The following is a 24,489-nucleotide window of genomic DNA, read 5'->3' as shown; positions in this document are numbered from 1 at the left end:
GTTCTGGAGCATGCTATGTACGTTCGCTATTCTCTGCTCGCCTCGCAGGCGACAACGGCCCTTTTTGTGCTGCTGTGGGGCAGCGCGGCCATCTTCACCCGCTGGGGACTGGATAACGCCTCGCCGATGGCGCTGCTGGTCTTTCGTTTTCTGGTTGCCCTGGTCGCGCTGGCGCCGCTGGCTATCGTCCGTCGGCGCTGGCTGCCCGCGCCGGGCACCCGCCTGCAGACAGCTGCCACCGGTCTGATGCTGATTGGCGGCTATTCGGTCTGTTACTTCGAGGCGATGGCCAACGGCGTGACGCCGGGACTTATCGCCACCATCATGGGGATCCAGCCCATCCTTACGCTTTGCGTGGTGGAGCGCCGCCTGCAGGGGCGGCGGCTGTCAGGACTGCTGCTTGCCCTGGCGGGGCTGGTGCTATTGGTGTGGCGCAGCCTGGCGGCCTCGCCGATGGCGACGGTGGGGATCCTGTTTGCGCTGGCGGCGCTGCTGCTGATGACCTTTGGTGCGCTGTGGCAAAAGCGCAGCCGTCAGGCGCCGGCGGATGTCCTGCCGCTGCAGTATGCCGTTAGTCTGGGGCTGTGCCTGCTGATTGCCCCGGTCAGCGGCTTCCAGTTTACCGTTAACGCCGGGTTGATTATTCCGGTGCTGTTTCTCGGGCTGCTGATTTCGGTGGTCGCCCAGCTACTGCTGTACCGTCTGCTGAGCGCGGGAAATATCGTCAATGTCACCAGCCTCTTTTATCTGGTGCCAGCGATCACGGCGCTGCTGGATTATCTGCTGCTGGGCAACCGACTGCCGGCGGCGGCGATGATCGGTATGATGGCGATCGTCGGCGGGATCGTGCTGGTGTTCCGCACCGCGAAGGTCCGCGCCGGCTGATGGCGAGCCGGGCGCTGCGGCGTCCGGTTCATTTTCCTGTCATCTTTTTTACGCATGCTCCCGGCAGCTTATTTTGACCAGTAAGGGAAAGTACCATGGGCAACACGCTGACGATTTTTGATCTCGATAACACCCTGATACAGGGCGATAGCAGTACGGTCTGGAGCCAGTTTATGGTTCGCGAAGGGCTGGCGACGCAGAAGGGGTATCTTGCCCGCGAGGCGCGGCTAATGGCGGATTATGACCGGGGAGAGATGAATATCGCCGATTATGTGGCCCTGATCCAGGCGCCGCTGGCCGGAATACCGAAGTCGGACGTTGACGCGCTGGTGGCCCGCTGCGTGCGCGAGGCGATCCTGCCCCGGGTCTATCCGCAGGCGTGGGAGCTCATTCGTCGTCTGCGGGCCGAGGGAGAGCAGATGCTGATTATCTCCGCCTCGGTTAGCCTGCTGGTGCAGGCGGTGGCCGCCGCGCTGGAGATCGATCAGGCGCTGGGTATTGACGTGGCGATGGTCGACGGCGGCTACAGCGGTGAAATCACCGGGATCCCCAGCTATCAGCAGGGGAAGGTGGCGCGTCTGGCGCAGTGGCGCGAGGCGCATCCGCAGTATGACGGCGAGGTGACGTTCTATACCGATTCCATTAACGATCTGCCGCTGTGCCTGCATGCGGATCGCGTGCGGCTGGTCAATCCCTGTCCGCAGCTGCAGGCGGCCGGTGCCGGATACGGCTGGCCGGTGCTGAGCTGGCGGCTGGAATAGCGGAGCGGATAAATTTTTCTACAGGCCTGTGGGTTCAGTCGTCCCAGTCCGGATAAACCCTGTAGGGCGGGTAAGGCGCCAGCCGCCACCCGGCATAAATGCAGCTCCGTGCCTGATGCTATCGCCCGGTGGCGCTGCGCTTACCGGGCCTGGAGACAGTCGGAGCCTGACGAGTAGGCCGGGTAAGGCGCAGCCGCCACCCGGCGGAATAACGGTACAAGCGTAAATTTCCCTGTGCATACAGCGCCTGGCAGGGCTACAACTTCTATGTTATTTCCGGACAGATTGCGCTCCCAATATTTTTTCTGCGCTATGTCACTCATGGCGCTGGGAGCGCACAGGGGGCGGCCAGTCGCCGCCGCCCCCTGTACCCCCGGGCTCCGGCCAGCAACATCGCCACTGCGTGGTGCCTTCGACTTATCCCTGCAGGCTTCGGGTCGGGCCGAGGCAGCGTCCCTGCAAAACACGGCCCTCAGCCCGCATCCATGCGGGCTGCCCCGGCCTTCCGGGAACGTCTCAGCGATGTTGAGGCCGCCAGCACCGGCAGTTTCAGCAGCCCCTGCGCCAGCGGTGATTTGGGGCTGTAGGCCGGGTAAGGAGCAGCCGCCATCCGGCGCAAATGTGCGCTAGCGTCCGCCCTGATACAGCGGCACCGCGGCGCCGCCGATATAACGACGGCGCAGCCAGGCGGAAAGGGTGTCCATGATCATCACCACCGCCACCAGCAGCAGGGTGATAAACATCACCACATCCCAGTTCCACAGACGCATATTCTCGGCATAGATAAGCCCGATACCGCCGGCGCCGACGAAGCCCAGCACCGCCGCGGAGCGGGTGTTGGATTCAATCTGATACAGGCTCAGCGCGAGGAAGGTCGGGAACGACTGGGTAAAAATGCCAAAGCGATGCTTTTGCAGGCCATTCGCGCCCACGGCGGTCAGCCCGCGCCCGGGAGATCGGTCCACGGCTTCGTGACCTTCCGCGTACAGCCGTCCCAGCAGGCCGGTGTCCTGCATGATGATCGCCAGCACCCCTGCCAGCGGCCCGAGGCCGACCGCACGCACGAAAATCAGCCCCCAGATAGCCATGTCGATCCCGCGCAGCACATCAAACAGGCGGCGCATCAGCAGGGCGAGGGTCCCCAGCACCACGCCGCGCATGATGTTGCGGGCGGCGAAGAAGGAGAGCAGCAGCGCCAGCACCGTGGCGGTCAGCGTCCCGGCGAAGACGATGGCCAGGGTGACGCCGATTTGCGTAAAGTAATAGCCGAACGGCCAGTTCCAGAAGTCGTGCCAGACGAACATCCGCGCCAGGTAGCGGCCAATCTGCTGCAGGCCGGTGGTCAGCTGCTCGCCGCTGATGCCAAACTGCAGAAAAAACCAGACGTAATAGAGCACGCAGGCTAGCGCCACCAGCCCGACGTAGAGCAGGTAGCGCCCCTGGACCTGATAGAGCTGCTTATGCTGCCGCCGGCTGGCGGCGAGATCCGGTTGCATGTGCCAGACGCTCATTTCTTACCCTCCAGTACCCGCAGGCGCAGACGACCGGACAGCATGTCCAGCGCCGACACCACCAGAATGATCAGCAGCAGGGTGATGCTCACCTGATCGTAGCGGTCGAGCTTGATGTTGGTCATCAGCTCCTGACCGATGCCGCCCGCGCCCACCAGCCCGAGAATGGTCGACGAGCGGAAGTTGATTTCAAGCCGCATAAAGCCATAGGAGAGAAACAGCGGTTTCACCTGCGGCCAGAGGGCGAAGCGAATTTTCTGCAGCGGGGACGCGCCGCAGGCCGCCAGGCCGCGTACCGGTTTGTTTTGCGCGCTTTCCACCGCCTCGTAAAACAGTTTGGTCAGGCTGCCGACGGTGTGAAGCATCAGCGCCAGAAAGCCCGGGATCGCGCCGATGCCGAACGCCATCACAAAGATCACCGCCCACGCCAGCTCGGGCATGGTGCGCAAAAAGGCTACCAGCACGCGAATGGCAAAGCGCACCGGCGCCGGGGACCAGGCGTTATTGGCGGCAAGAAACGCGAAAACCGTGGCGATGGCGACTGCCACCAGGGTCGAGGCCAGCGCCAGCTGCAGGGTTTCCCAGATCAGCGGCAGCTGGATCGGCAGGCGATAGCCCCACCAGGCCAGCGACCCTTTGGTCTGCACATCGGCGAACAGGTTGCCGGCGCTCAGGGGCGGAATGGTCTCTGCCATATAGTCAAAGAAATGGGGCAGCGAGTGCCAGATAGTCAGCAGATTAAATTCCGCGGCGCTGCCGGCGGCAAAATAGAGCGCCAGCAGCAGCAGCGACCAGCAGACGGCATCGCGCTTTTGCCGCGAGCGTACCTGCTGGTAATAGCGTTCAAATTCGGTGTGGGTCGTCTTCATGCGTCGGGGATCTTCAACGTAGCGCCGCCGCTTACCCTGGGGCAAGCAGGCGGCGTTGAGGCAGGATTAACGCGCGCTCACCAGCTCGCGTTTCATATCAATAATCTGCTGGAAGTCAGCCACGCTGCCCGGGCCGATGTGCTGAGTACCGCCCATCGCTTTGATAAAGCAGGCGTGATCCTCGGTGTCCAGCTTTTTCACTGCCGCCACGACCTTCGCCTTAAAGTCCGCCGGCAGCGCATTGCTCACCAGGATCGGGCCGTTCGGGATCAGCGGCGATTGCCAGATAATGCGGATCTGCTTCATCAGATCCGGATGATCCATGCGAATCAGGCGGTTGAACGCGCCGGTAGTGTAGCCGGTGTTGTAATCGCCAACCATCGAGGCCCACGTGACCGCGCCCGCGAACTGGCCATTCAGCACGCCGAGGATGTCCTGCTCATGGCCGCCGGAGAAGGTGACGCTGGAGAAGGTGTTGTTGTATTTGTTGTCGGCGTTACCGCCAAATTTTTCTTTAAACGCATGGTTAGGGATCAGATACCCGGAAGTGGAATCCGGATCGGCGAAGCCGAAGGCTTTGCCTTTTAAATCGTCCAGCGTTTTGTACGGGGAGTCGGCTTTGACGATCACCACCGAGTGATAGCCGCGAGACTGATCTTTGTCGTCCACGGCGATGCCGACGATATCCACCGCTTTCGGATTATTGAGATAAACCGAGGCGTAGGAGGAGGGGGACATGCTCAGCACCACGTCGACTTTGCCCCCCAGCAGGCCCTGGATCACCCCGGAATAGTCGGAAGAGTTGCGCAGTTTGGTATCCACGTTCAGCTCTTTATCTAGGAAGGCTTTCACGCACTGGTTATCGCCGATTTGCTGGGTGGCGTTCTGGCCGCCGAGAATGCCCAGATTGAGCTCTTTCGGCTGCGCCGCCGCTGCCTGCCATGCCATCATCATGCCCGCGACCATTGCGGATAAACGAACTGCGCCAGTCATATATTTTTTCATTATGTTGCCCGTGTGAGTGAAATTAATGCAATTGGCTAACTTCATCGCCGTACAGCCGCTGCAGCACATCCTGCGTCAGCCGGGAGGGGTGATCGTCAAAAATAAGCTGGCCGCTGGCGACGCCGATAACCCGGGTGCAGTAGGCCCTGACCAGCTCCACCGAATGCAGGTTTACCATCACGCTGATACCCTGCTCGCTAATCTCGCGCAGCACATCCATGATGCGCTGAGTGTTTTTCGGATCCAGCGAGGCGACAGGCTCGTCGGCCAGCAGGATCCCGGGGTTTTGCATCAGCGCCCGGCAGATCGCCACCCGCTGCATCTGCCCGCCGGAGAGGTTCTCCGCCCGCTGCAGCGCGTGCGGCAGCATGTTCATCCACTCAAGCAGCGCAATGGCGCGCGCCCGGTCGGCTGCGGGAAAGATTTTAAACAGCGATTTCAGGGTTGAAGTCTGGCTGAGGCGGCCCAGCAGGACGTTGGTGAGCACGTCGAGGCGCGGCACCAGGCAGAAGTCCTGAAAAATCATTCCGCAGTGGCTACGCCAGGCATTGAGCGCGCGGCCTTTCAGCTGTGAGACATCGTGCGGGGTACCGACTTCCGGGTAGCTAAGAATTTCTCCGCCGCTGGCGCTGTGGGTGCCGTTGAGGACATGCAGGAGCGTCGATTTACCGGCGCCGGAGCGGCCAATGACCCCGACCATTTCCCCGGCGTGCAGATCAAAGCTGATGCCGTCCAGCACCTTGTGCTGGGCTTGATAAGCTTTACTCAGATTACGCACGCTTAAGACCTTCCGCTGCCGGCCGGCAGCGGGATCGGTGAACGGCTGGAAATCAGTTTCGGCCACCGCGGCAAGAGAGCTGTTCATAAGAGTGTCCAGGTTCGTCATTAACTGGCCACTATTAATAGGTCTTTATATGAAATTTCGATGACGGTATTGCGAACAAAGCGTGAACTGGCGTGAAAGAGCGACGGCCAGCGGCTCAACGCGTGCGGCATGCCGGCGGCTGGCGAAGCGCCGAAAAGCCGCTATGCTTTGGAGGACGCGGGGACAGACCGGTTCGTAGGCGTAGACAGCCTTCGGCAATCTTCGCTTAATCTTGATGAAGAAGACTGTTTAATCGAATAGATAATGCGTCTGCCTTTGTTTAGCATTCAACATCCCGCATGTATTAACATATACATAACTATTTTGTGCGGCAGGTTAATCTATTCATTAGTCTTATGTGTTGGTGAATCATCCTGGTTTTTGTTTATTTGTAGATTTATATCCTTTCTTTTGTGCTAAATCCGGTTTATTTGATAAGCCATTCAAGAGTTCCATTAAGAATATTCCTAACATAATAGGGCGAAGATCCTGGATAATATAAAGCGCAGATAAGAATTGACGGTTATATTACCAATAACCTTATGAAAATAAATGTCTTTTTCTGGCGCTCAAAAATTTGATATTTTCAGTTTTTGTAAATATTGACCTGGGCGCGAAATTCATTGCCTTTCCGCATGTTGACACTCCATAGGAAAAAACTTAAATTCAACGCCAAGCAGAAAATAATTATAGTTTAATCCCCGCTTATCCAATATTGATAAGTAATGCGTGTCTTATTTAATGGCGATTTATTAAAGGAAACGAATACGCCAGTAAACTTTATAGGCCTGGCAAGCAGTGACGTTGTAAAAATGATTACTTCAAGGACTATGAGGTTAAAAACTATATGGAATATAAAAGCTGTTCCGATAAGTATATTTGGTCTGCCGATGACTCCTATTTCTATAAAGGACTGTCCGAACTGATTTTAGACATCGACGAATTAATTTATCTCTCACTGGAGAAAATCAGAAAAGATTTTGTGTTTATCAATCTCAATACGGCTTCATTAAACGAATTTATCAGGCGCGACAGCGAATGGCTATCCGCGGTAAAGGGGAAACAGGTCGTATTGATTGCGGCCAGGAAATCAGAGGCCTTAGCGAACTACTGGTATTACAATAGCGATATTCGCGGCGTGGTATATGTTGGTCTGAGTCGCGATATTCGAAAAGAACTGGCCTATGTAATTAATGGCAGGTTTCTCCGCAAAGATATTAAGAAAGATAAAATTACAGATCGGGAAATGAAAATTATCCGCATGACCGCCCAGGGCATGCAGCCGAAATCGATCGCCAGAATTGAAAATTGTAGCGTGAAGACAGTGTATACCCATCGGCGTAATGCTGAGGCCAAACTGTATTCCAAAATATATAAGTTAGTTCAGTAACACCCAGGCAATTCTGTTTTTTAAATGGTTCACCGGGACATCATGTCCTTAATTCAACTCAGGATGAAAAAGCGATGAAAAAAAAGGTTCTGGCAATAGCTCTGGTAACGGCGTTTACCGGTATGGGCGTGGCGCAGGCTGCTGACGTAACGGCTCAGGCTGTAGCGACCTGGTCTGCGACCGCTAAAAAAGACACCACCAGCAAGCTGGTTGTGACCCCGCTCGGCAGCCTGGCGTTCCAGTACGCCGAAGGCATTAAAGGCTTTAACTCGCAGAAAGGTCTGTTTGACGTGGCGATTGAGGGGGACACAACGGCGACCGCCTTTAAGCTGACCTCGCGTCTTATCACCAACACCTTAACCCAGCTGGATACCTCCGGCTCCACGCTGAGCGTGGGCGTGGATTATAACGGCGCCGCGGTGGAAAAAACTGGCGATACCGTGATGATCGATACCGCCAACAATATTATGGGCGGCAACCTCAGCGCGCTGGCTAATGGCTACAACGCCAGCGGCCGTACCACAGCGCAGGATGGTTTCACTTTCTCCATCATCAGCGGCACCACCAACGGCACCACCGCCGTGACCGATTACAGCACTCTGCCGGAAGGGATCTGGAGCGGCGACGTCAGCGTACAGTTCGACGCCACCTGGACCAGCTGATCCTTCTGATGCACCAGCAGGGGGATCTCCCCCTGCTTTTTTCACGGACGGAATTGTTATGAAAAAGCACCTTCTGGCCCTCGGGCTGCTGCTTGCCGGGGTGTCGCCGGCGCAGGCGCTGGATGTCGGCGATATTTCATCCTTTATGAACAGCGGCAGCAGCACGCTGAGCAAAACGATCAAGAACAGCACAGACAGCGGTCGACTGATCAATATCCATCTCGAACGGCTCTCTTCCCCGCTGGACGGCGGGCAGGTTATCCCGATGGACAAACCGGATGAGGTATTGCTCACTCCCGCCAGCCTGCTGCTACCCGCCCAGGCCAGCGATGTGATCCGCTTCTTCTACAAAGGCCCGGCGGATGACAAAGAGCGCTACTACCGCATTGTCTGGTTCGATCAGGCGCTCAGCGATGCCCAACGCGATAACGCCAACCGCAGCGCGGTGGCCACTGCTTCCGCCCGCATCGGCACCATCCTGGTGGTGGCGCCCCGGCAGGTGAACTATCGCTTTCAGTACGCCAACGGCTCTCTGACCAACACCGGGAATGCGACGCTGCGGATCCTCGCCTACGGCCCCTGCCTGAAGGCCGCCGATGGTAAGGAGTGTAAAGAAAATTACTACCTGATGCCGGGTAAATCGCGCCGTTTTACGCGCGTGGACACGGCGGATAAAAAAGGACGGGTGGCGCTTTGGCAGGGTGAGCAGTTTGTTCCCGTGAAATAGACAGCTGTGCAGATGGATAACGACGATGCCTCAACGATGGATTACCCCAGGACTGAAAACACGGCTTGCCTTCGGCATGATCTTTTTGTTCGTTCAGCCCGACGTCAGCGCTGCTGCCGCAGGCGCGCAGCAGATTGGCGGGGTGATTATTCCGCAGGCCTTCAGCCAGGCGCTGCAGGACGGCATGAGCGTCCCGCTCTATATTCATCTCGCCGGCAGCCAGAGCACCCGGGACGATCAGCGGATCGGCAGCGCCTTTATCTGGCTGGACGGCGGCCAGCTGCGCGTCCGGCAGATCCAGCTGGAGGAGAGCGAAGGTAACGCCAGCGTCAGCGAACAGACCCGCCAGCAGCTGATCGGCCTGGCCAACGCCCCGTTCAGCGAGGCGCTCACCATTCCCCTGACCGACAGCGCACAGCTGGATCTCAGCCTGCGCCAGCTGCTGCTGCAGCTGGTGGTCAAGCGCGAGGCGCTGGGCACCGTCCTGCGCTCGCGCAGCGAAGATATCGGTCAGTCCAGCGTGAACACCCTCAGCAGCAACCTGAGCTATAACCTCGGCGTCTATAACAACCAGATGCGTAACGGCGGGAGCAACACCTCCAGCTACCTGTCGCTGAACAACGTCACGGCGCTGCGGGAGCATCACGTGGTGCTCGACGGCTCGCTGTACGGCATCGGCAGCGGTCAGCAGGACAGTGAATTATATAAGGCCATGTATGAGCGCGATTTCGCCGGCCACCGCTTTGCCGGCGGGATGCTTGACACCTGGAACCTGCAGTCCCTGGGACCGATGACCGCTATTTCGGCCGGTAAGATTTACGGCCTTTCCTGGGGGAACCAGGCCAGCTCCACCGTCTTCGACAACAGCCAGTCCGCCACGCCGGTGATCGCCTTTCTGCCGGCGGCGGGCGAGGTGCATCTCACCCGTGACGGTCGGTTGCTGAGCGTCCAGAACTTCGCTATGGGCAACCATGAAGTGGATACCCGCGGCCTGCCGTACGGTATTTACGACGTGGAAGTGGAGGTGATCGTCAATGGTCGGGTGGTCAGCAAACGCACCCAGCGGGTCAATAAGCTGTTCAGCCGGGGACGCGGCGCCGGCGCGCCGCTGGCGTGGCAGGTATGGGGCGGCAGTTTTCATATGGATCGCTGGTCAGAGAGCGGGAAAAAGACCCGGCCGGCGAAAGAGAGCTGGCTGGCAGGCCTTTCGGCCTCCGGGTCGCTCAGCACCCTGAGCTGGGCGGCTACGGGCTATGGCTACGACAACCAGGCGGTGGGGGAAACCCGCCTGACGCTACCGCTGGGCGAGTCGATCAACGTTAACCTGCAAAACATGCTGGCCAGCGACAGCTCGTGGAGCAGCGTCGGCAGCATCAGCGCCACGTTGCCCGGGGGATTCAGTTCAGTGTGGGTTAACCAGGAGAGAACCCGCATTGGCGATCAATTGCGGCGCAGCGATGCCGACAACCGGGCGATCGGCGGCACCCTCAACCTGAACGCGCTGTGGTCGAAGCTGGGGACGTTCAGCGTCAGCTACAACGATGACCGTCGCTACAACAGCCATTACTACACCGCGGATTACTATCAGACGGTCTACAGCGGCGCCTTTGGCTCGCTCGGCCTGCGGGCGGGGATCCAGCGCTATAACAATGGCGACAGCAGCGCCAACACCGGGAAATATATCGCCCTCGATCTGTCGCTGCCGCTGGGCAACTGGTTCAGCGCCGGGATGACCCATCAGAACGGCTACACCATGGCTAACCTCTCAGCGCGCAAGCAGTTTGATGAAGGCACTATTCGCACCATCGGCGCCAATCTGTCGCGGGCCATCTCCGGCGATACCGGGGATGACAAAACCCTCAGCGGCGGCGCGTATGCCCAGTTCGACGCCCGCTACGCCAGCGGCACGCTGAACGTCAACAGCGCGGCGGACGGCTACGTCAACACCAACCTCACCGCCAGCGGCAGCGTCGGCTGGCAGGGCAAAAATATCGCCGCCAGCGGACGAACCGACGGCAACGCCGGGGTGATCTTCAACACCGGGCTGGAGGACGATGGTCAGATTAGCGCCAGGGTTAACGGGCGGATCTTCCCGCTCAGCGGCAAGCGTAACTACCTGCCGCTCTCTCCCTATGGTCGCTATGAGGTGGAGCTGCAGAACAGCAAAAACTCGCTCGACAGCTACGACATCGTCAGCGGGCGCAAGAGTCATCTGACCCTTTATCCGGGCAACGTCGCGGTGATTGAGCCAGAGGTGAAGCAGATGGTCACCGTCTCCGGCCGTATTCGTGCAGAAGACGGCACGCTGCTGGCGAATGCGCGGATTAACAACCATATCGGCCGTACCCGCACCGATGAAAACGGCGAGTTTGTCATGGACGTGGATAAGAAATACCCCACTATCGATTTCAGCTACGGCGGCAATAAAACCTGCGAAGTGGCGCTGGAGCTCAGCCAGGCGCGCGGCGCCGTCTGGGTGGGGGATGTGGTCTGCAGCGGCCTCTCGTCGTGGGCGGCGGTGCAGCAGTCAGGAGAAGAGAATGAAAGTTAATGCACTGATGGCGCTGGCGATCCTCGCGCTGCTCTGGCCGGCAGCCGCGCTCAGGGCGGCGGTGACCAAGACCACCTGGTCGGATGCGCCGGCGCGCGAGTTTGTGTTTGTGGAAAACAACTCCGACGACAACTTTTTCGTCACCCCCGGCGGGGCGCTGGATCCGCGTATGACCGGCGCTAACCGCTGGACCGGCTTAAAATACACCGGCTCCGGGACCATCTATCAGCAGAGTCTCGGCTATATCGATAACGGCTACAACACCGGGCTCAATGCCAACTGGAAGTTTGATATGTGGCTGGAAAACTCACCGGTTTCACACCCCTTAACCGGCCTGCGCTGCATCAACTGGTACGCCGGGTGCGATATGGCTACCAGCCTGATCCTGCCGCAGACCACCGACGCCAGCGGGTTTTACGGCGCGACGGTGACCAGCGGCGGCGCGAAGTGGATGCACGGCATGATGTCGGACGCCTTCTATCAATATCTGCAGCAGATGCCGGTCGGCGGCAGCTTTACGATGACCATTAATGCCTGTCAGACCTCGGTGAACTACGATGCCAGCAGCGGCGCGCGCTGTAAGGATCAGGCCTCCGGTAACTGGTATGTGCGCAACGTCACCCACACCAAAGCCGCGAACCTGCGGTTGATTAATACCCACTCGCTGGCGGAGGTGTTTATCAACAGCGACGGCGTGCCGACCCTCGGGGAAGGGAACGCCGACTGCCGGACGCAGACCATCGGCAGCCGCGCAGGATTAAGCTGTAAGATGGTCAACTATACCTTGCAGACCAACGGCTTAAGCAACACCTCGATCCATATTTTCCCGGCGATCGCCAACTCGTCGCTGGCCTCGGCCGTCGGGGCGTACGATATGCAGTTCAGCCTCAACGGCAGCTCATGGAAGCCGGTGAGCAATACCGCCTATTACTACACCTTCAACGAGATGAAGAGCTCAGACTCGATCTATGTTTTCTTCTCCAGCAACTTCTTTAAACAGATGGTCAATCTGGGGATCAGCGATATCAACACCAAGGATCTGTTCAACTTTCGCTTTCAGAACACCACCTCGCCGGAGTCAGGCTGGTATGAGTTTTCCACCTCCAACACGCTGATTATCAAGCCTCGTGATTTCAGCATCAGCATTATCTCCGACGAATATACCTCGGCGCCGTCGCGCGAGGGGTATGTCGGCAGCGGCGAACCGGCGCTCGATTTCGGCTACATCGTCACCACCAGCGGTAAAACGGCCGCCGATGAAGTGCTGATCAAGGTGACCGGACCGGCGCAGGTGATTGGCGGGCGTTCCTACTGTCTCTTCAGCTCCGATGACGGTACGGCGAAAGTGCCGTTCCCGGCGACGCTCTCTTTTATCACCCGCAGCGGCACGACGCAGACCTACGATGCCGGGTGCGATGACAGCTGGCGGGATATGACCGATGCGCTGTGGCTGACCACGCCGTGGACCGATATCTCCGGCGAAGTGGGGCAGATGGATAAGACCACGGTGAAATTTTCGATTCCGATGGATAACGCCATTTCGCTGCGGACGGTAGACGATAACGGCTGGTTTGGCGAAGTCAGCGCTTCAGGAGAGATTCATGTCCAGGCGACGTGGCGCAACATTAACTAAGGCCCTGCTGACGGTGGGCTGCCTGCTGGCAGCGCCGCTGGCGCAGGCGATCTCGGTCGGTAACCTGACCTTTTCCCTGCCTGCCGAAGCGGATTTCGCCAGCAAACGGGTGGTCAACAACAATAAAAGCGCGCGGCTGTACCGCATCGCCGTCAGCGCCATCGATCGCCCGGGCGGCAGCGAAGTCCGCTCCCGGCCGGTGGATGGCGAACTGCTGTTCGCCCCCCGCCAGCTGGTGCTGCAGGCAGGTGAGAGCGAGTATTTTAAATTTTACTATCATGGGCCGCGGGATAACCGCGAGCGCTACTATCGGGTCTCGTTTCGCGAAATCCCCACCCGCAACCTGACGAGGCGCAGCCCGACCGGCGGCGAGGTCAGCATGGAGCCGGTGGTGGTGATGGATACCATTCTGGTGGTGCGCCCGCGCGAGGTACAGTTTAAATGGTCTTTCGATAAGGTGGCCGGGACGGTGAGCAACACCGGCAATACCTGGTTTAAGCTGCTGATTAAGCCCGGATGCGATTCGACCGAAGAGGAGGGGGACGCGTGGTATCTGCGTCCCGGGGACGTGGTTCGCCAGCCGGCGCTGCGCCAGCCGGGGAACCACTATCTGGTCTATAACGACAAATTTATTAAGATCAGCGATACCTGTCCGCTGAAGCCCCGTCCCGCGGAGTGAGCCTTATCTGGTGGTCGCGCGGCGGGTAAAGCGCCGGCTGGCCAGCAGGCTCAGACCGCAGCACAGCAGGTAGTACACCGCGCCGGTGAAGACGAAGATCGCCAGGGGATAGATCTGCACCCGGTTGTTGACCTGGCCGGCCACGGTGGTCAGCTCCGGGACGTTGACGATAAACGCCAGCGAAGTGTCCTTCAGCAGGCCGATAAAGATCCCCACCAGCGACGGCTGAACGTTGCGCAGCGCCTGCGGGAGCAGCACCAGGCGCAGCGTTTGCCCGGGAGCGAACCCCTGGGTCAGCGCCGCCTCATACTGTCCTTTCGGCAGCGACTGCAGCCCGGCCAGCACCGAGTGCATCACCGAGGCGGCGGTAAACCACGCCAGCGCCAGGGTCACGGTCACCGCGCCGGGCAGATCGCCGCCGGTCAGCATCGGCAGCAGATACCACAGCCAGAAGATGACAAATATCAGCGGGATGCCGCGGATAATTTCCGCCCACAGAAACAGCAGACGCCGCACCAGCCCGCCGTAGCGCCAGGCCAGGCCCGCCAGCGCAATGCCTCCCGGCAGCGCCAGCAGGGTGGCGCCGATGGCCATCAGCAGGGTCAGCGCCACGCCGCCGGGCTGGCCCTCCGCCAGCCGGCCCCACAGCAGGTAATCGAGGTTATCGGCGATCACCGCCAGATTAGCGTTCATGTCGGGCGCTCCGTTGCAGTTTTCTTCCCGGGCCGAGACGCGTGAGCGCCACGCCCATCGCCACCCCCAGCGCCAGGTACAGCGCGGTGCCGACGGCAAACGCCTCCAGGGCGTGCGCGTTATAGCTCTCAATCTGCCGCACCTGATAGGTCAGTTCCGCAAAGCCGATGCCGCTGGCCAGCGATGAGAGTTTCATCAGGTTAAGATACTGGCCGACAATCGGCTGCCAGGCGTTGGCCAGCCCCTGCGGCAGGAGGATAAAGCGCAGCTCCTGCCACGGCGTAAAGCCCTGCGACAGCGCGGCTTCCCGCTGCCCGTGGCTGACGGCGCGCAGTCCGGAGGCGATCTCTTCCACCAGAAAGGCGGAGGTAAAGACCCCCAGCCCCCACATTGAGCAGAGGAACTCCGGCGTCAGCCACCAGACGTTGCCCGGCAGAATGGACCAGGCGTGTTCGTCGTTCACCACCTCCTTCACCGCCAGCGGCAGCAGGTTCCAGGCGGCAAAGTACCAGAACAGCAGCTGGACCAGCAGCGGAGTGTTGCGAAACAACGAGACCCACGCGGCCACCAGTCCGCGCCCCGCGCGTCCGCCGCCGAGGCGCAGGGCCAGCAGCAGGACCGCCAGCAGGGTGGCGAGCAGGATCCCGGCGACGCTGACCCAGACGGTGGTGAGAAAACCAGAGATAATCCATTGCAACGGCTGCCCGCTCAGGACGCCGTGCCAGTCAAGCATCGGCGTCACTCGAGGCTCTCCTGGTGCAGCGGATCCAGCACCTTCTGCAGAAAACGCCGCGCGCGGGCATGCTGCGGATGGGCGAAAAACTCAGCCGGCGGGGCGACTTCGAGGATGTCGCCGCCGTCGATAAACACCACCCGGTCGGCAATTTCGCGGGCAAACTGCATCTCGTGGGTCACCACCAGCATGGTGATCCCGCTGTGGGCGAGGGTTTTCATCACCTGCAGCACTTCGCCGATCATCTCCGGGTCGAGCGCCGAGGTGGGCTCATCGAACAGGATAATCTGCGGCGAGGAGGCCAGGGCGCGGGCGATGGCCACCCGCTGCTGCTGGCCGCCGGAGAGCTGCGCCGGCATCTGCTGCGCTTTTTCTTCCAGTCCGACCTGACGCAGCAGCGCCAGCGCCCGCGCCTGAGCCGCGCTTTTTTCCCAGCCATGAACGCGCTCCAGCGCCAGAGTGATGTTCTCCTGCGCCGTCAGGTGGGCATAAAGGTTGAACTGCTGGAAGACAAAGCCGACGCGGCTGCGCAGCTGGCGCAAGGCGCTGCCGCTCAGCCGGCTGGTCGGTTTGCCGTCGATCAGGATCTCGCCGCCGCTTAAGGATTCGAGCTGGTTGATCAAGCGGATCAGCGTCGATTTTCCCGATCCGGAAGGGCCGAGGATCGCCACCACTTCGCCGGGATCGACCTGCAGGTTGATCGCGTTAAGTACCTGATGATCGCCGTAGCGCTTGGCCACATCACGGAACGTAATGCTGGCGCGCTGCAGACGTGAAAAATCCGCGGCCGGAGCCGCGGAGTGGGAGAGTAAACCCGAGAACATATTATTTCGCTTCTATGGTAAAGGCGCGCGGCTGCGGCGTTTTAGTGGCAGGGCCAAACCAGACATTATAGATTTTCGCGGCTTCGCCGGTTTTCTCCAGCTTCACCAGCTCATCGTTGACGGCCTTCAGCAGGGCCGGTTCGCCTTTCTTCACGCCCACGCCAATCTCTTCTTTGCTGAGCAGGTCGGGCAGAATTTTAAACTTGGCTTTATCCGGTGCTTCCGCCAGCAGACCGGCGAGGATGGTGCTGTCCTGGGTGATGGCCTGGACGTTGCCGTTGCGCAGGGCGGTCAGGGCCAGCGGAATATCGTCATAGGAGAGGACGCGAGCCTGCGGGAAACGCTGGTGCAGGGCCTGTTCGCCGGTGGTGCCTTTCACCGCGCCGATGCGCGCTTTGCTGTACTCATCGAGCTTATCCGGAGAGCCGGCCGGCACGAGGAACTGCTGGCCGGTGACGAAATACGGCGTTGAGAAATCAATAACCTGGGCCCGCTCCGGGGTGATGGTAATGTCGGCGACGATCAGGTCGGCTTTGCCGGACTGCAGCAGCGGAATACGGTTGGCCGGGTTGGTGGCCACCAGCTCGAGTTTGACGCCGAGCGCTTTCGCCAGCGCCTGGGCAAAGTCGACGTCGTAGCCGACGATATGGTGGGTTTTGGCGTCCACGGAGCCGAACGGCGGGTTGGCGTCGAAGGTGGCGACTTTTACGACGCCGGCGGCTTTGATGTCAGCCAGCTGGTCCGCCTGTGCCTGCGAGGCGAGCAGCAGCATACCCAGCGCCAGTGCGATTTTTGTGGTTTTATTGCGCATAGTTTTTCCCCTGAATCCCTGTTTTGTTTTGTGGACATCACGCTCCCACAAATTGCCCGTCGGCGGCAAAGAAGAAAAAATTCTTATCTATAACCAAAAAGAACTTAACAAACCTATGGGTATTCTTTATGCGCCGCTGGCGTTTTACCAGGACGGCAACGACTGCCGGGCGGTCCCCTCTCCCTCAGGGAGAGGGCCAGGGAGAGGGTGATAGGACCGGGGGTAATATGCGCCAGCCAGGATTGCAAATTCGGAATTAATATTTCCCGCGCCCGGCCAACTGTGGTTGAAATAGACCCAGGCGATTCGCTTCCCGACAGAGGAGAAAACGAAAGTGGCATTGTGGCAACGGTTAACGGGCTGGCTGGCTTTTTTGTCCAACGGTGAAGCCGGACAGCAGGATACCCAGCGCGTCATGGAGGCGATCCTGCCGGTAGCCAGCCTCTACGGCGTGGACATTGGCAATGTGGAAACCCGGTGGTTCCGTCATGATAAGACATACTGAGCGACGCAGGACGCGAGAAGCCTACTGGAACGAGGTGTGCTTTGTGTAGCAAGAGACTGCCTGAGGTTGCGGCATCGCGGGAGGCGCCGCCGCAGCCCAGGCAGTTTTGACCATGCCTATCCCCCCAGATACATCCGCTTAATTTCCGGATTAGTCAGCATCTCCCGCGCCGCGCCTGACAAGGTGATCCGGCCATTCTCCAGGACATACGCCCGATCGGCGATCGCCAGCGCGGCCGTCGCATTCTGCTCCACCAGCAGCACCGTCATATTCTCTTCGCGCAGTTGCTTAATGATGCCGAACAGCTCGCCGACAATTTTCGGCGCCAGCCCGAGGCTCGGTTCATCCAGCATCAATAACACCGGCTCGCTCATCAGCGCCCGGGCGATGGCCAGCATCTGCTGCTCGCCGCCGCTCATGGTGCCCGCCATCTGATGGCGCCGCTCCTTGAGCCGCGGAAAGAGGGCGTACATGCGATCGCGCAGGCGGGCGTAGCCGGCGAGATTATTGTAAGCGCCCATGCGCAGGTTCTCTTCGATGGTCAGGTTGGTAAAGACGCGCCGTCCCTCCGGCACCAGCGCCAGCCCGCGACGCACGATCTGGTGGGTCTGGCTGCGTGAGATATCGTCGTTGAGGAAGCTGACGCGCCCACTGGAGCGCACCAGGTTGACGATCCCGTTCAGGGTGGAGGTTTTACCGGCGCCATTGCTGCCGATCAGGGTGACGATTTCCCGGTCATAGACATCGATATCGACGCCCTTCAGACCCTGGATCACGCCGTAAAAGACCTTCAGTTCCCGGGCGTTAAGCATAATTGGCTTCTCCCAGATAAGCGGAAATGACGTCCGGATGCTGGATCGCCTCGGCCATCAGGCCGCTGAACAGCGGCTTACCGTACTCCAGAACCATCACCCGCTCGCACAGGCGGTTGACGAAGGGCATATCGTGCTCGATTAACAGGACGCTTAGCTGATAGTCATGGCGCATGCGGAAGATCAGCTCCGCCAGATCCTCGGTCTCCTTCGGGTTCATCCCGGCGGCCGGCTCATCGAGCAGGAGCAGCTTAGGCGCGGTGGCCAGCGCGCGGGCGATCTCCACTTTGCGCTGGTTGCCATAGCTTAGGTTTGTGGCCTGCATATGGGCGAAGTGGGCGATGCCGATATCCTCCAGGATGGCCATCGCTTTGGCTTTCGCCGCCCGCTCGGCCGGAAAGTAGCGACCAATATGCAGGGCCGCCTCCAGCAGCGAGTAGCGGCTGGCGCGGTCGAGCCCGACCATCACGTTCTCCAGCACCGTCATGGAGTTAAACAGGCGGATATTCTGGAAGGTGCGGGCGATCCCGGCGTTCACCACCTGGTTGGGCTTCAGCCCCTTCAGCGACGTGCCCGCCAGGGTGACGCTGCCGCTGGTGGGTTTATAGTTGGCGGTAATGACGTTAAACAGGGTTGTTTTGCCCGCGCCGTTAGGGCCGATAAGGCCAAAGATCTCCGCCTCGTCAACATGGAAGCTGACGTTGTCGATGGCCCGCAGGCCGCCGAATTGCATGGTGACGTCCTGCACCTGCAGGATAACATTATTTTCCGCCATAGCCGCCGCTCCTTTTTCCGGTCTGCCAAATCTCTTTTTTCCCCAACAGCCCCTCGCGGGCGAAGAGCATGATGATCAGCAACAGCAGGGAGAAGACCACCATTCGCAGGCCCGGGTACGCGCCGAGATCGTGACCGAAGAACTGCAGCGGCTGATCGAGGAAGCGCAGCCACTCGCCGCTGCCGACCACCAGCACGGTGCCGAGCAGGGCGCCGGTGGTGCTGCCGAGCCCGCCGAGGACGATAATAATCAGCAGCTGGAAGGTGAGCATAAAGTCGAACAGCCCCGGGGAAATGGTGGTCAGCAGGGAAGCCAGCAGACCGCCGCCGATCCCTTCGAAGAAGGCGCTGGTGGCGAAGGCGCAGGTTTTAATGCGGAAGGTGTTGACCCCCATGGCGATCGCCGCATCTTCATCGTCGCGAATAGCTTTCATCATCCGGCCATACTTCGACCACACCAGCTGGAGGATCATGCCGGTGGCCAGCAGGGCGAACAGCCCGCACCAGAACAGGAGATGCGGCTGCTGCGGAATATCGTTCAGCCCGATGGCGCCGTTGGTGATTTGCGGGTTGTTAATGGCGAGGATCTTGATGATAAACCCAAAGCCGAGGGTGACAATGGCCAGGTAGTCGCCACGTACCCGGAAGACCGGCACGGCGAGGCACACCGCCAGCGCCGCCGCGCACAGGCCGCTTATCAGCAGGGCGGGGAGGAAGCCCGCGTGCAGGCTGAGGATCCACGGGCTGGGGGCGGCCATTTCAAACATGTCTACCTTGCTGTCGCTGGAGAGGATCAGCAGGGCGGTCACGTAGGCGCCCACCGCCACGAAGCCGTTCGGCTCCAGCGACAGCTGGCCGGTCACGCCGTTGATCAGGTTGTAGCTGACCGCGAGGATCATAAAGATAAAAATGGTGCTGATGACACGAACAATGTAGTCATTGAAAACCACGTTGATTCCGGCCAGCAGCGCGATACAGATGACAATAATGACCAGGTTGCGCAGCTGCGCCCCGGCGGTCGTCGTCGCGTTGAGCATCAGAAACGGCTCCTTTCCAGACGTTCGTCGCCCATAATGCCGACCGGGCGGAACAAGAGGACCAGAATCAAGAACAGGAAGGCGAAAGCGTCTTTATAGCCGCCCAGTTCGGGGAAGATCGCCACTGCGACCACCTCGGTAAAACCGAGGATAAAGCCGCCCAGCACCGCGCCGGTGACGCTGCCGATCCCGCCCAGCACGGCGGCGGCGAAGGCCTTCAGGCCGATAAGCACGCCCATCAGGGGATCGATCGTCGGGTAGCTGATGGAGTAGAACACGCCGCCGAGCGCCGCGAGACTACTGCCGAGGGCGAAGACCAGGGAGATGATCCGGTTGGCGTCAATGCCCATCAGGCGCACGGTGTTGACGTCAAAGGCCACCGCGCGGATCGCCATCCCATAGCGGGTGCGGTACAGCAGCCAGAGGATCGCCAGCAGCAGCAGGACGGTGATCAGCGGCACAATCCACGCCACGTTGGTAATGATGACGCTGCCGAAGGCCCGGGTCTGGTTGAAAAAGTCAGGGGCGGAGAAGAAGCGCGAGCTGCCGCCAAACAGTACGTTAAACAGGTTTTCGAGAAAGAAGCTGACGCCGATGGCGGTGATCAGCATGGAGATTTTCGAGGCCTGACGCAGCGGACGATAGGCGACCCGGTCAATCAGCATACCAAACAGGCCGCACAGCCCGAGGGTCAGGAAAACGGCTACCCCGAAGGGTAGCCCAACCGAAGAAAATAAAAACAGCGTACTAAACGCGCCGACCATCATCACGTCCGCATGTGCGAAGTTGATCAGCCGCAGCACGCCATAAACCATCGTATAACCGATGGCAATCAGGGCGTACATGCCCCCAAGACTCATTCCATTGACCACTTGCTGGAGAAAAATGGCGCCGTCCATTTTGTAGCCTCGTCACAACTTAAGGGTTAACCACGGTACGAAACGCCAGCTTGCCATCTTTCACTTCGTTGATGACCGCGCTGCGAATGGCATCGCCGTTCTGTAACGTCAGCGTGCCGGTCACCCCCTGGAAATCTTTGGTGGCGCGGATTTTTTCATTCACGCAGACCCGATCGTGGGGATCGCTGCACTGGTTCATGGCGTTGACGATGACGTTATAGGCGTCCGCCGCCATTGCGCCCCAGGTATGGGTCGGCTGCTGGTATTTGGCTTCCCAGGCTTTGATGAAGGTTTCCCCCGCCGGGGTCTGCTCTTTGGCGTTCGGCGAGTAGTAATCGGTGGTCATATAGCCGTTGACCGCGTCTTTACCGACATCGAAGAAGACCTGATCCGCGGCCAGACCGTCGCCGCCCACCACCGGTTTGTTGAGCCCCAGCTGTTTAGACTGCACGGCAATCAGCGCCCCTTCGGTGTAGTAGATCGGCATGTAAATCATGTCGACATTCTTCGCCTTGACGCTCGCCAGCTGGGCTTTAAAGTCCTTGCTGCCGCCCGGGGCCTGGACCTCGATGGGAATGGTGCCGCCGTTTTTCAGGAACTGGGTGCGGAACGCTTTCGCCAGGCCGACGGAGTAGTCGTTGCTGCTGTCAAACACGATGGCGGCGGTTTTGGCTTTCAGATCGCGGGAGGCCAGATTGGCCCCGACCACCCCCTGGAAGCTGTCCGAGAAGCAGACCCGGCTGACGTAGGGATGGTTGCGGGTGACGCGGTCGTTGGTGGCGGTGGAGGAGACCAGCGGCGTTTTGCTGTCGTCGGCGATTTTGGTCATCGCCAGGGTGTTGGAGGAGGTGACTTCCCCGATCACGGCATCCACTTTATCGCTGGAGACCAGGCGCTGCATGGCGTTGGCCGCTTCGACTTTGTCACTTTTATCATCGATAACGATAAGCTTGATGGTATCGCCATTTTTTAACGTCGGGGTGATGGCCTGAATAATGTCCAGCCCTTTCTGCGACGGCTGGCCATAGCCGCTGAGGGCGCCGCTCAGGGGTAATACCACCCCGATTTTAATTTCCGCTGCCTGCGCGCTGCTGGCGCCGACCAGCGCGGCAACCAGCGTGGCCATTAAAGACGCTTTCCCGGAAAACGATTTCATTGGTATTTCTCCGTCGGTCGATTATTTATCTTTAACCATCAATGACTGCATAACATTGAGGAATAATGCGCCAGCGTATCCGGCGAATTATTGGCTGTTATGTTGAATAGATAACGAGATATATACCCTAATTAATTCGAGTCGCATGAAGGCGGCAAGTAAGCGAGTCCCCAGACGCTTACAGAAGTAAGTGACTGGGGAGAGAACGCAGCCAACGCACATGCAACTTGAAGTATGACGGGTATTTTTAATGCGCTGATTTACCTTACAACGTCCGTTTCGTTTTTACTCATGCAATATTCTTATTACCTGCAGGGAAGGGCATAAGGCTGGCGACAACACGGTTTTTGGTACGGTGAAAGCATTTTGCCGGGGGGCGACTGGCGCCTTACCCGGCCTGAAAAATACGCCATATAAACCGCTGGCACGGCTTCCGTAGACCCGTACCAGCGAAGCGCCGCCGGGCAATTTCAGCACGCGGCGGAATATAATGTCAGGTGCACAAGATAATATTAAAAATCTATTCTGCTGCTCGCGTGACTTATTATTTTAAAGGGGGCAACGGTTTTATTTTACCATGCAGCGCCGGATTATCGCTTTCATCTTTCAGACCCACCCCGGTAAGCCGACGCCAAAAAGCCTGCTCCAGCAGCCAGGCCAGTTTAAAGGCGGCGGCGTCATGGCTTAATCCCTCCGGCCGAATATTGGAGATACAGTTGCGCTCAGACTCCAGACGCTGACGATGAGGCTGCCAGGTGAGGTAGACGCCGAGGCTGTCCGGCGAGGAGAGACCCGGTCGTTCGCCAATCAGGATCGCCACCGCGCGGGCTTTCAGGGTTTCGCCAATATCATCCCCCAGCGCCACCCGTGACTGATGCGCCAGTACCACCGGCGCCAGGCCGATACCCAGCGTCCGCAGATAGGGCAGCAGGGCGCGGATCAACGGCACCGCCTGGCGCTCTACCGCCCAGGAAGAGAGGCCGTCGCCGATCACCAGCAGCAGGTCGGCGGGGCGGACGCCGCTGGCGGCGAGGTCGGCGCGACTCTCATCGGCGAGCTGCCGCCCGAGATCCGGGCGCCGCAGATAGGTATGACGGTCCGGCGCGGCGCTGTGCACCGTCAGGGCATCGAGGCCGAGCGCCGCCAGCGGCGCCACCAATTGTTGGCTGGCGAACGGCTGATGAATGGCATCCCGCGCTCTGGCATGGGCCAGACCAAAGTTGAGGACTTCGCGGGTCGGCAGACTGGCGCCGCTGCGCCCCAGGGCGATCCGCGCATCGGTAAATTCACGCAGCGGGTTCCAGGCATCGGGACGGTTCATACGGAGGCTCCTTGCGGCAGGACGGACAGCAGCGGATGACGGGCGTCGGTGAGCCGCAGCGCGCCGTGCGGATCGATAATTTGCATTTTCGCCAGCCAGTCGGCGAACTCCGGGGCATGCTTTAAGCCCAGCAGGCGACGGGCGTACAGCGCGTCATGGAACGAGGTGCTCTGGTAATTGAGCATGATATCGTCCGCTCCGGGCACGCCGATCAGGAAGGTGAGCCCGGCGGCGCACAGCAAGGTCAGCAGGGTGTCCATATCATCCTGATCCGCTTCCGCGTGGTTGGTATAGCAGACGTCGCAGCCGATCGGCAGGCCCATCAGCTTGCCGCAGAAATGATCCTCCAGCCCGGCGCGAATAATCTGCTTGCCGTCGTAGAGATACTCCGGACCGATAAAACCGACCACGGTATTGACCAGTAGCGGTTCAAAGTGGCGGGCGACGGCGTAGGCCCGCGCCTCACAGGTTTGCTGATCGACGCCGTGGTGGGCGTTGGCCGACAGGCAGCTTCCCTGGCCGGTCTCAAAATACATCACATTGCTGCCGAGGGTACCGCGCCTGAGGCTCAGGGCCGCCTCGCGGGCCTCCTGCAGCATGGCAAGATTGATGCCGAAGCCGCTGTTGGCCGCTTCGGTACCGGCCACCGACTGGAACACCAGATCCACCGGCGCGCCGCGCTCAATCAGCTGCAGCGTATTGGTCACATGGGTCAGAATGCAGGACTGGGTAGGGATGGCGAAGCGCTGAATAATATCGTCCAGCATGACGTTCAGCTGCGCCAGCACCGGTAAGCTGTCGCTGGCCGGGTTGATGCCGATCACCGCGTCCCCGGCGCCGTACAGCAGCCCGTCGAGCATACTGGCGGCGATGCCTTTCAGGTCGTCGGTGGGATGGTTGGGCTGCAGGCGTACGCTGAGGTGGCCGGGCAGGCCGATGGTGTTGCGAAAGCGCGTCACCACCTGGCATTTGCTGGCGGCAAGGATCAGATCCTGATTGCGCATCAGCTTACTGACCGCCGCCGCCATCTCCGGGGTGATGGCGCGGGCGACCCGCTGCAGCGTGGCGGTATCGGTAGCATCATCCAGCAGCCAGTCGCGAAAATCGCCGACCGTCAGGTGACGCAGGGCGGCAAAGCCCTGCGCATCATGGGTGTCGAGGATCAGGCGAGTCACTTCGTCCTGCTCGTAAGGGATAAGCGGGTTGTCGAGAATGTCGGTCAGCGGCACCTCGGCGAGGGCCATTTTCGCCGCCATCCGCTCTTCGGCTGAGGTGGCGATAATCCCTGCGAGGGCGTCGCCGGAGCGGGCCGGCGACGCTTTCGCCATCAACGTTTTCAGACTATCAAAGCGCCATACCTGGCCCGATAGCGTGGTTTTATACATG

The 24,489-nt window shown here is 59.8% G+C and carries 25 protein-coding genes; 10 read left to right on the top strand and 15 right to left on the bottom strand.

Annotated elements, in window-relative coordinates; genetic code table 11:
* The first annotated feature begins 15 nt into the window (after positions 1-15).
* Together KB890_RS09075 and KB890_RS09070 are read left to right on the top strand one after the other, a co-directional pair.
* Positions 16-885: a DMT family transporter gene (locus KB890_RS09075; protein WP_004178708.1), complete on the top strand. Its 870-nt coding sequence runs from the start codon at positions 16-18 to the stop codon at positions 883-885.
* 95 nt (positions 886-980) lie between these two features.
* Positions 981-1,646, top strand: a complete 666-nt coding sequence (locus KB890_RS09070; RefSeq protein WP_004177299.1) for an HAD family hydrolase — start codon at positions 981-983, stop codon at positions 1,644-1,646.
* A gap of 626 nt (positions 1,647-2,272) precedes the next feature.
* Here KB890_RS09070 and phnE (KB890_RS09065) read toward each other — a convergent pair.
* From phnE (KB890_RS09065) to phnC, 4 genes are all read right to left on the bottom strand, one after another.
* Positions 2,273-3,157 (bottom strand): phosphonate ABC transporter, permease protein PhnE, encoded by an 885-nt coding sequence (gene phnE, locus KB890_RS09065; RefSeq protein WP_004178709.1) that lies wholly within the window; start codon positions 3,155-3,157, stop codon positions 2,273-2,275.
* Positions 3,154-4,026 (bottom strand): phosphonate ABC transporter, permease protein PhnE, encoded by an 873-nt coding sequence (phnE, locus tag KB890_RS09060; RefSeq protein ID WP_004196985.1) that lies wholly within the window; start codon positions 4,024-4,026, stop codon positions 3,154-3,156. Before phnE (KB890_RS09060) ends, phnE (KB890_RS09065) begins: the two co-directional genes overlap by 4 nt.
* 66 nt (positions 4,027-4,092) lie before the next feature.
* Complete coding sequence (gene phnD / locus KB890_RS09055) at positions 4,093-5,031, bottom strand: phosphonate ABC transporter substrate-binding protein (RefSeq protein WP_002890002.1); 939 nt, start codon at positions 5,029-5,031, stop codon at positions 4,093-4,095.
* Positions 5,032-5,053: 22 nt separating this feature from the next.
* Positions 5,054-5,896, bottom strand: a complete 843-nt coding sequence (phnC, locus tag KB890_RS09050; RefSeq protein WP_002890003.1) for a phosphonate ABC transporter ATP-binding protein — start codon at positions 5,894-5,896, stop codon at positions 5,054-5,056.
* A gap of 847 nt (positions 5,897-6,743) precedes the next feature.
* Here phnC and ecpR point away from each other — a divergent pair.
* The 6 genes from ecpR to KB890_RS09020 all read left to right on the top strand — a co-directional run bounded on the left by ecpR (position 6,744) and on the right by KB890_RS09020 (position 13,538).
* Positions 6,744-7,286: an ECP biosynthesis operon DNA-binding transcriptional regulator EcpR gene (gene ecpR / locus KB890_RS09045; protein ID WP_004178712.1), complete on the top strand. Its 543-nt coding sequence runs from the start codon at positions 6,744-6,746 to the stop codon at positions 7,284-7,286.
* Between the two features lie 74 nt (positions 7,287-7,360).
* A complete protein-coding gene (gene ecpA / locus KB890_RS09040; protein ID WP_002890053.1) occupies positions 7,361-7,948 on the top strand; it encodes a common pilus major fimbrillin subunit EcpA in 588 nt (195 codons plus the stop codon).
* Positions 7,949-8,006: 58 nt separating this feature from the next.
* Positions 8,007-8,675 (top strand): fimbrial chaperone EcpB, encoded by a 669-nt coding sequence (locus KB890_RS09035; protein ID WP_004144586.1) that lies wholly within the window; start codon positions 8,007-8,009, stop codon positions 8,673-8,675.
* A gap of 25 nt (positions 8,676-8,700) precedes the next feature.
* Entirely contained in the window at positions 8,701-11,226 is a 2,526-nt protein-coding gene (locus KB890_RS09030; RefSeq protein WP_004147261.1) for a fimbrial biogenesis outer membrane usher protein, read from the top strand.
* Positions 11,216-12,859, top strand: a complete 1,644-nt coding sequence (ecpD, locus tag KB890_RS09025) for a fimbrial adhesin EcpD (protein ID WP_004178713.1) — start codon at positions 11,216-11,218, stop codon at positions 12,857-12,859. Before KB890_RS09030 ends, ecpD begins: the two co-directional genes overlap by 11 nt.
* Positions 12,828-13,538, top strand: coding sequence for a fimbria/pilus periplasmic chaperone (locus KB890_RS09020; RefSeq protein ID WP_002890061.1), 711 nt, complete (start codon positions 12,828-12,830; stop codon positions 13,536-13,538). Before ecpD ends, KB890_RS09020 begins: the two co-directional genes overlap by 32 nt.
* A 3-nt stretch (positions 13,539-13,541) precedes the next feature.
* Here the strand turns inward: KB890_RS09020 and KB890_RS09015 are convergent, their stop codons facing one another.
* From KB890_RS09015 to KB890_RS09000, 4 genes are read right to left on the bottom strand one after another with little or no spacing between them, the layout of a single operon-like run.
* The gene (locus tag KB890_RS09015; RefSeq protein WP_004178714.1) at positions 13,542-14,231 is read right to left on the bottom strand and encodes an amino acid ABC transporter permease; all 690 of its coding nucleotides are present in this window, start codon (positions 14,229-14,231) and stop codon (positions 13,542-13,544) included.
* Entirely contained in the window at positions 14,221-14,973 is a 753-nt protein-coding gene (locus tag KB890_RS09010; RefSeq protein WP_004178715.1) for an amino acid ABC transporter permease, read from the bottom strand. The genes KB890_RS09015 and KB890_RS09010 overlap by 11 nt, the downstream gene beginning before the upstream one ends.
* Complete coding sequence (locus tag KB890_RS09005) at positions 14,970-15,788, bottom strand: amino acid ABC transporter ATP-binding protein (protein WP_020325188.1); 819 nt, start codon at positions 15,786-15,788, stop codon at positions 14,970-14,972. The genes KB890_RS09010 and KB890_RS09005 overlap by 4 nt, the downstream gene beginning before the upstream one ends.
* A gap of 1 nt (position 15,789) precedes the next feature.
* Positions 15,790-16,599 carry an ABC transporter substrate-binding protein gene (locus KB890_RS09000; protein ID WP_004178716.1) on the bottom strand — a complete coding sequence of 270 codons (810 nt, stop codon included), beginning with the start codon at positions 16,597-16,599 and terminating at the stop codon, positions 15,790-15,792.
* 334 nt (positions 16,600-16,933) lie between these two features.
* On the opposite strand from KB890_RS09000, the gene KB890_RS08995 reads away from it, so the two are divergent.
* On the top strand, positions 16,934-17,104 hold the full coding sequence (locus KB890_RS08995) for a hypothetical protein (protein WP_002890108.1): 171 nt from the start codon (positions 16,934-16,936) through the stop codon (positions 17,102-17,104).
* Positions 17,105-17,220: 116 nt separating this feature from the next.
* On the opposite strand, the gene KB890_RS08990 is transcribed toward KB890_RS08995, so the two are convergent.
* From KB890_RS08990 to KB890_RS08970, 5 genes are read right to left on the bottom strand one after another with little or no spacing between them, the layout of a single operon-like run.
* Entirely contained in the window at positions 17,221-17,916 is a 696-nt protein-coding gene (locus KB890_RS08990; RefSeq protein WP_002890126.1) for an ABC transporter ATP-binding protein, read from the bottom strand.
* A complete protein-coding gene (locus tag KB890_RS08985) occupies positions 17,909-18,691 on the bottom strand; it encodes an ABC transporter ATP-binding protein (protein WP_004151354.1) in 783 nt (260 codons plus the stop codon). Before KB890_RS08985 ends, KB890_RS08990 begins: the two co-directional genes overlap by 8 nt.
* Entirely contained in the window at positions 18,678-19,727 is a 1,050-nt protein-coding gene (locus KB890_RS08980; RefSeq protein ID WP_004178717.1) for a branched-chain amino acid ABC transporter permease, read from the bottom strand. Before KB890_RS08980 ends, KB890_RS08985 begins: the two co-directional genes overlap by 14 nt.
* Positions 19,727-20,626: a branched-chain amino acid ABC transporter permease gene (locus KB890_RS08975; RefSeq protein ID WP_002890128.1), complete on the bottom strand. Its 900-nt coding sequence runs from the start codon at positions 20,624-20,626 to the stop codon at positions 19,727-19,729. Before KB890_RS08975 ends, KB890_RS08980 begins: the two co-directional genes overlap by 1 nt.
* 19 nt (positions 20,627-20,645) lie before the next feature.
* Entirely contained in the window at positions 20,646-21,752 is a 1,107-nt protein-coding gene (locus KB890_RS08970) for an ABC transporter substrate-binding protein (protein ID WP_004147267.1), read from the bottom strand.
* On the opposite strand from KB890_RS08970, the gene KB890_RS08965 reads away from it, so the two are divergent.
* Positions 21,745-21,888 carry a hypothetical protein gene (locus KB890_RS08965; RefSeq protein ID WP_004144596.1) on the top strand — a complete coding sequence of 48 codons (144 nt, stop codon included), beginning with the start codon at positions 21,745-21,747 and terminating at the stop codon, positions 21,886-21,888. The genes KB890_RS08970 and KB890_RS08965 overlap by 8 nt on opposite strands.
* A 438-nt stretch (positions 21,889-22,326) precedes the next feature.
* Here KB890_RS08965 and eutC read toward each other — a convergent pair whose 3' ends face one another.
* Together eutC and KB890_RS08955 are read right to left on the bottom strand one after the other, a co-directional pair.
* The gene (gene eutC / locus KB890_RS08960; protein ID WP_004178718.1) at positions 22,327-23,103 is read right to left on the bottom strand and encodes an ethanolamine ammonia-lyase subunit EutC; all 777 of its coding nucleotides are present in this window, start codon (positions 23,101-23,103) and stop codon (positions 22,327-22,329) included.
* Complete coding sequence (locus KB890_RS08955; RefSeq protein ID WP_004144598.1) at positions 23,100-24,488, bottom strand: ethanolamine ammonia-lyase subunit EutB; 1,389 nt, start codon at positions 24,486-24,488, stop codon at positions 23,100-23,102. The genes eutC and KB890_RS08955 overlap by 4 nt, the downstream gene beginning before the upstream one ends.
* Between the last annotated feature and the right edge of the window lies 1 nt (position 24,489).

The organism is Klebsiella sp. P1954 (assembly GCF_018199955.1).
Taxonomy (GTDB): domain Bacteria; phylum Pseudomonadota; class Gammaproteobacteria; order Enterobacterales; family Enterobacteriaceae; genus Klebsiella; species Klebsiella pneumoniae.
The sequence above is the reverse complement of the archived record's forward strand: the minus strand, read 5'-3'. Positions and strand labels throughout refer to the sequence as shown.

Bases quoted from the DNA above. Each gene is read 5' to 3' on its own strand.
- KB890_RS08955 (WP_004144598.1), bottom strand. From the start codon at position 24,488: ATGTATAAAACCACGCTATCGGGCCAGGTATGGCGCTTTGATAGTCTG.
- KB890_RS09075 (WP_004178708.1), top strand. From the start codon at position 16: ATGTACGTTCGCTATTCTCTGCTCGCCTCGCAGGCGACAACGGCCCTT.
- KB890_RS09035 (WP_004144586.1), top strand. From the start codon at position 8,007: ATGAAAAAGCACCTTCTGGCCCTCGGGCTGCTGCTTGCCGGGGTGTCG.
- ecpR (WP_004178712.1), top strand. From the start codon at position 6,744: ATGGAATATAAAAGCTGTTCCGATAAGTATATTTGGTCTGCCGATGAC.
- KB890_RS09015 (WP_004178714.1), bottom strand. From the start codon at position 14,231: ATGAACGCTAATCTGGCGGTGATCGCCGATAACCTCGATTACCTGCTG.
- phnC (WP_002890003.1), bottom strand. From the start codon at position 5,896: ATGAACAGCTCTCTTGCCGCGGTGGCCGAAACTGATTTCCAGCCGTTC.
- KB890_RS09005 (WP_020325188.1), bottom strand. From the start codon at position 15,788: ATGTTCTCGGGTTTACTCTCCCACTCCGCGGCTCCGGCCGCGGATTTT.
- KB890_RS08980 (WP_004178717.1), bottom strand. From the start codon at position 19,727: ATGCTCAACGCGACGACGACCGCCGGGGCGCAGCTGCGCAACCTGGTC.
- KB890_RS08975 (WP_002890128.1), bottom strand. From the start codon at position 20,626: ATGGACGGCGCCATTTTTCTCCAGCAAGTGGTCAATGGAATGAGTCTT.
- ecpD (WP_004178713.1), top strand. From the start codon at position 11,216: ATGAAAGTTAATGCACTGATGGCGCTGGCGATCCTCGCGCTGCTCTGG.
- phnE (WP_004178709.1), bottom strand. From the start codon at position 3,157: ATGAGCGTCTGGCACATGCAACCGGATCTCGCCGCCAGCCGGCGGCAG.
- KB890_RS09030 (WP_004147261.1), top strand. From the start codon at position 8,701: ATGCCTCAACGATGGATTACCCCAGGACTGAAAACACGGCTTGCCTTC.
- KB890_RS08990 (WP_002890126.1), bottom strand. From the start codon at position 17,916: ATGCTTAACGCCCGGGAACTGAAGGTCTTTTACGGCGTGATCCAGGGT.
- KB890_RS09000 (WP_004178716.1), bottom strand. From the start codon at position 16,599: ATGCGCAATAAAACCACAAAAATCGCACTGGCGCTGGGTATGCTGCTG.
- KB890_RS09020 (WP_002890061.1), top strand. From the start codon at position 12,828: ATGTCCAGGCGACGTGGCGCAACATTAACTAAGGCCCTGCTGACGGTG.
- KB890_RS08985 (WP_004151354.1), bottom strand. From the start codon at position 18,691: ATGGCGGAAAATAATGTTATCCTGCAGGTGCAGGACGTCACCATGCAA.
- KB890_RS09070 (WP_004177299.1), top strand. From the start codon at position 981: ATGGGCAACACGCTGACGATTTTTGATCTCGATAACACCCTGATACAG.
- phnD (WP_002890002.1), bottom strand. From the start codon at position 5,031: ATGAAAAAATATATGACTGGCGCAGTTCGTTTATCCGCAATGGTCGCG.
- eutC (WP_004178718.1), bottom strand. From the start codon at position 23,103: ATGAACCGTCCCGATGCCTGGAACCCGCTGCGTGAATTTACCGATGCG.
- ecpA (WP_002890053.1), top strand. From the start codon at position 7,361: ATGAAAAAAAAGGTTCTGGCAATAGCTCTGGTAACGGCGTTTACCGGT.
- KB890_RS08970 (WP_004147267.1), bottom strand. From the start codon at position 21,752: ATGGCCACGCTGGTTGCCGCGCTGGTCGGCGCCAGCAGCGCGCAGGCA.
- phnE (WP_004196985.1), bottom strand. From the start codon at position 4,026: ATGAAGACGACCCACACCGAATTTGAACGCTATTACCAGCAGGTACGC.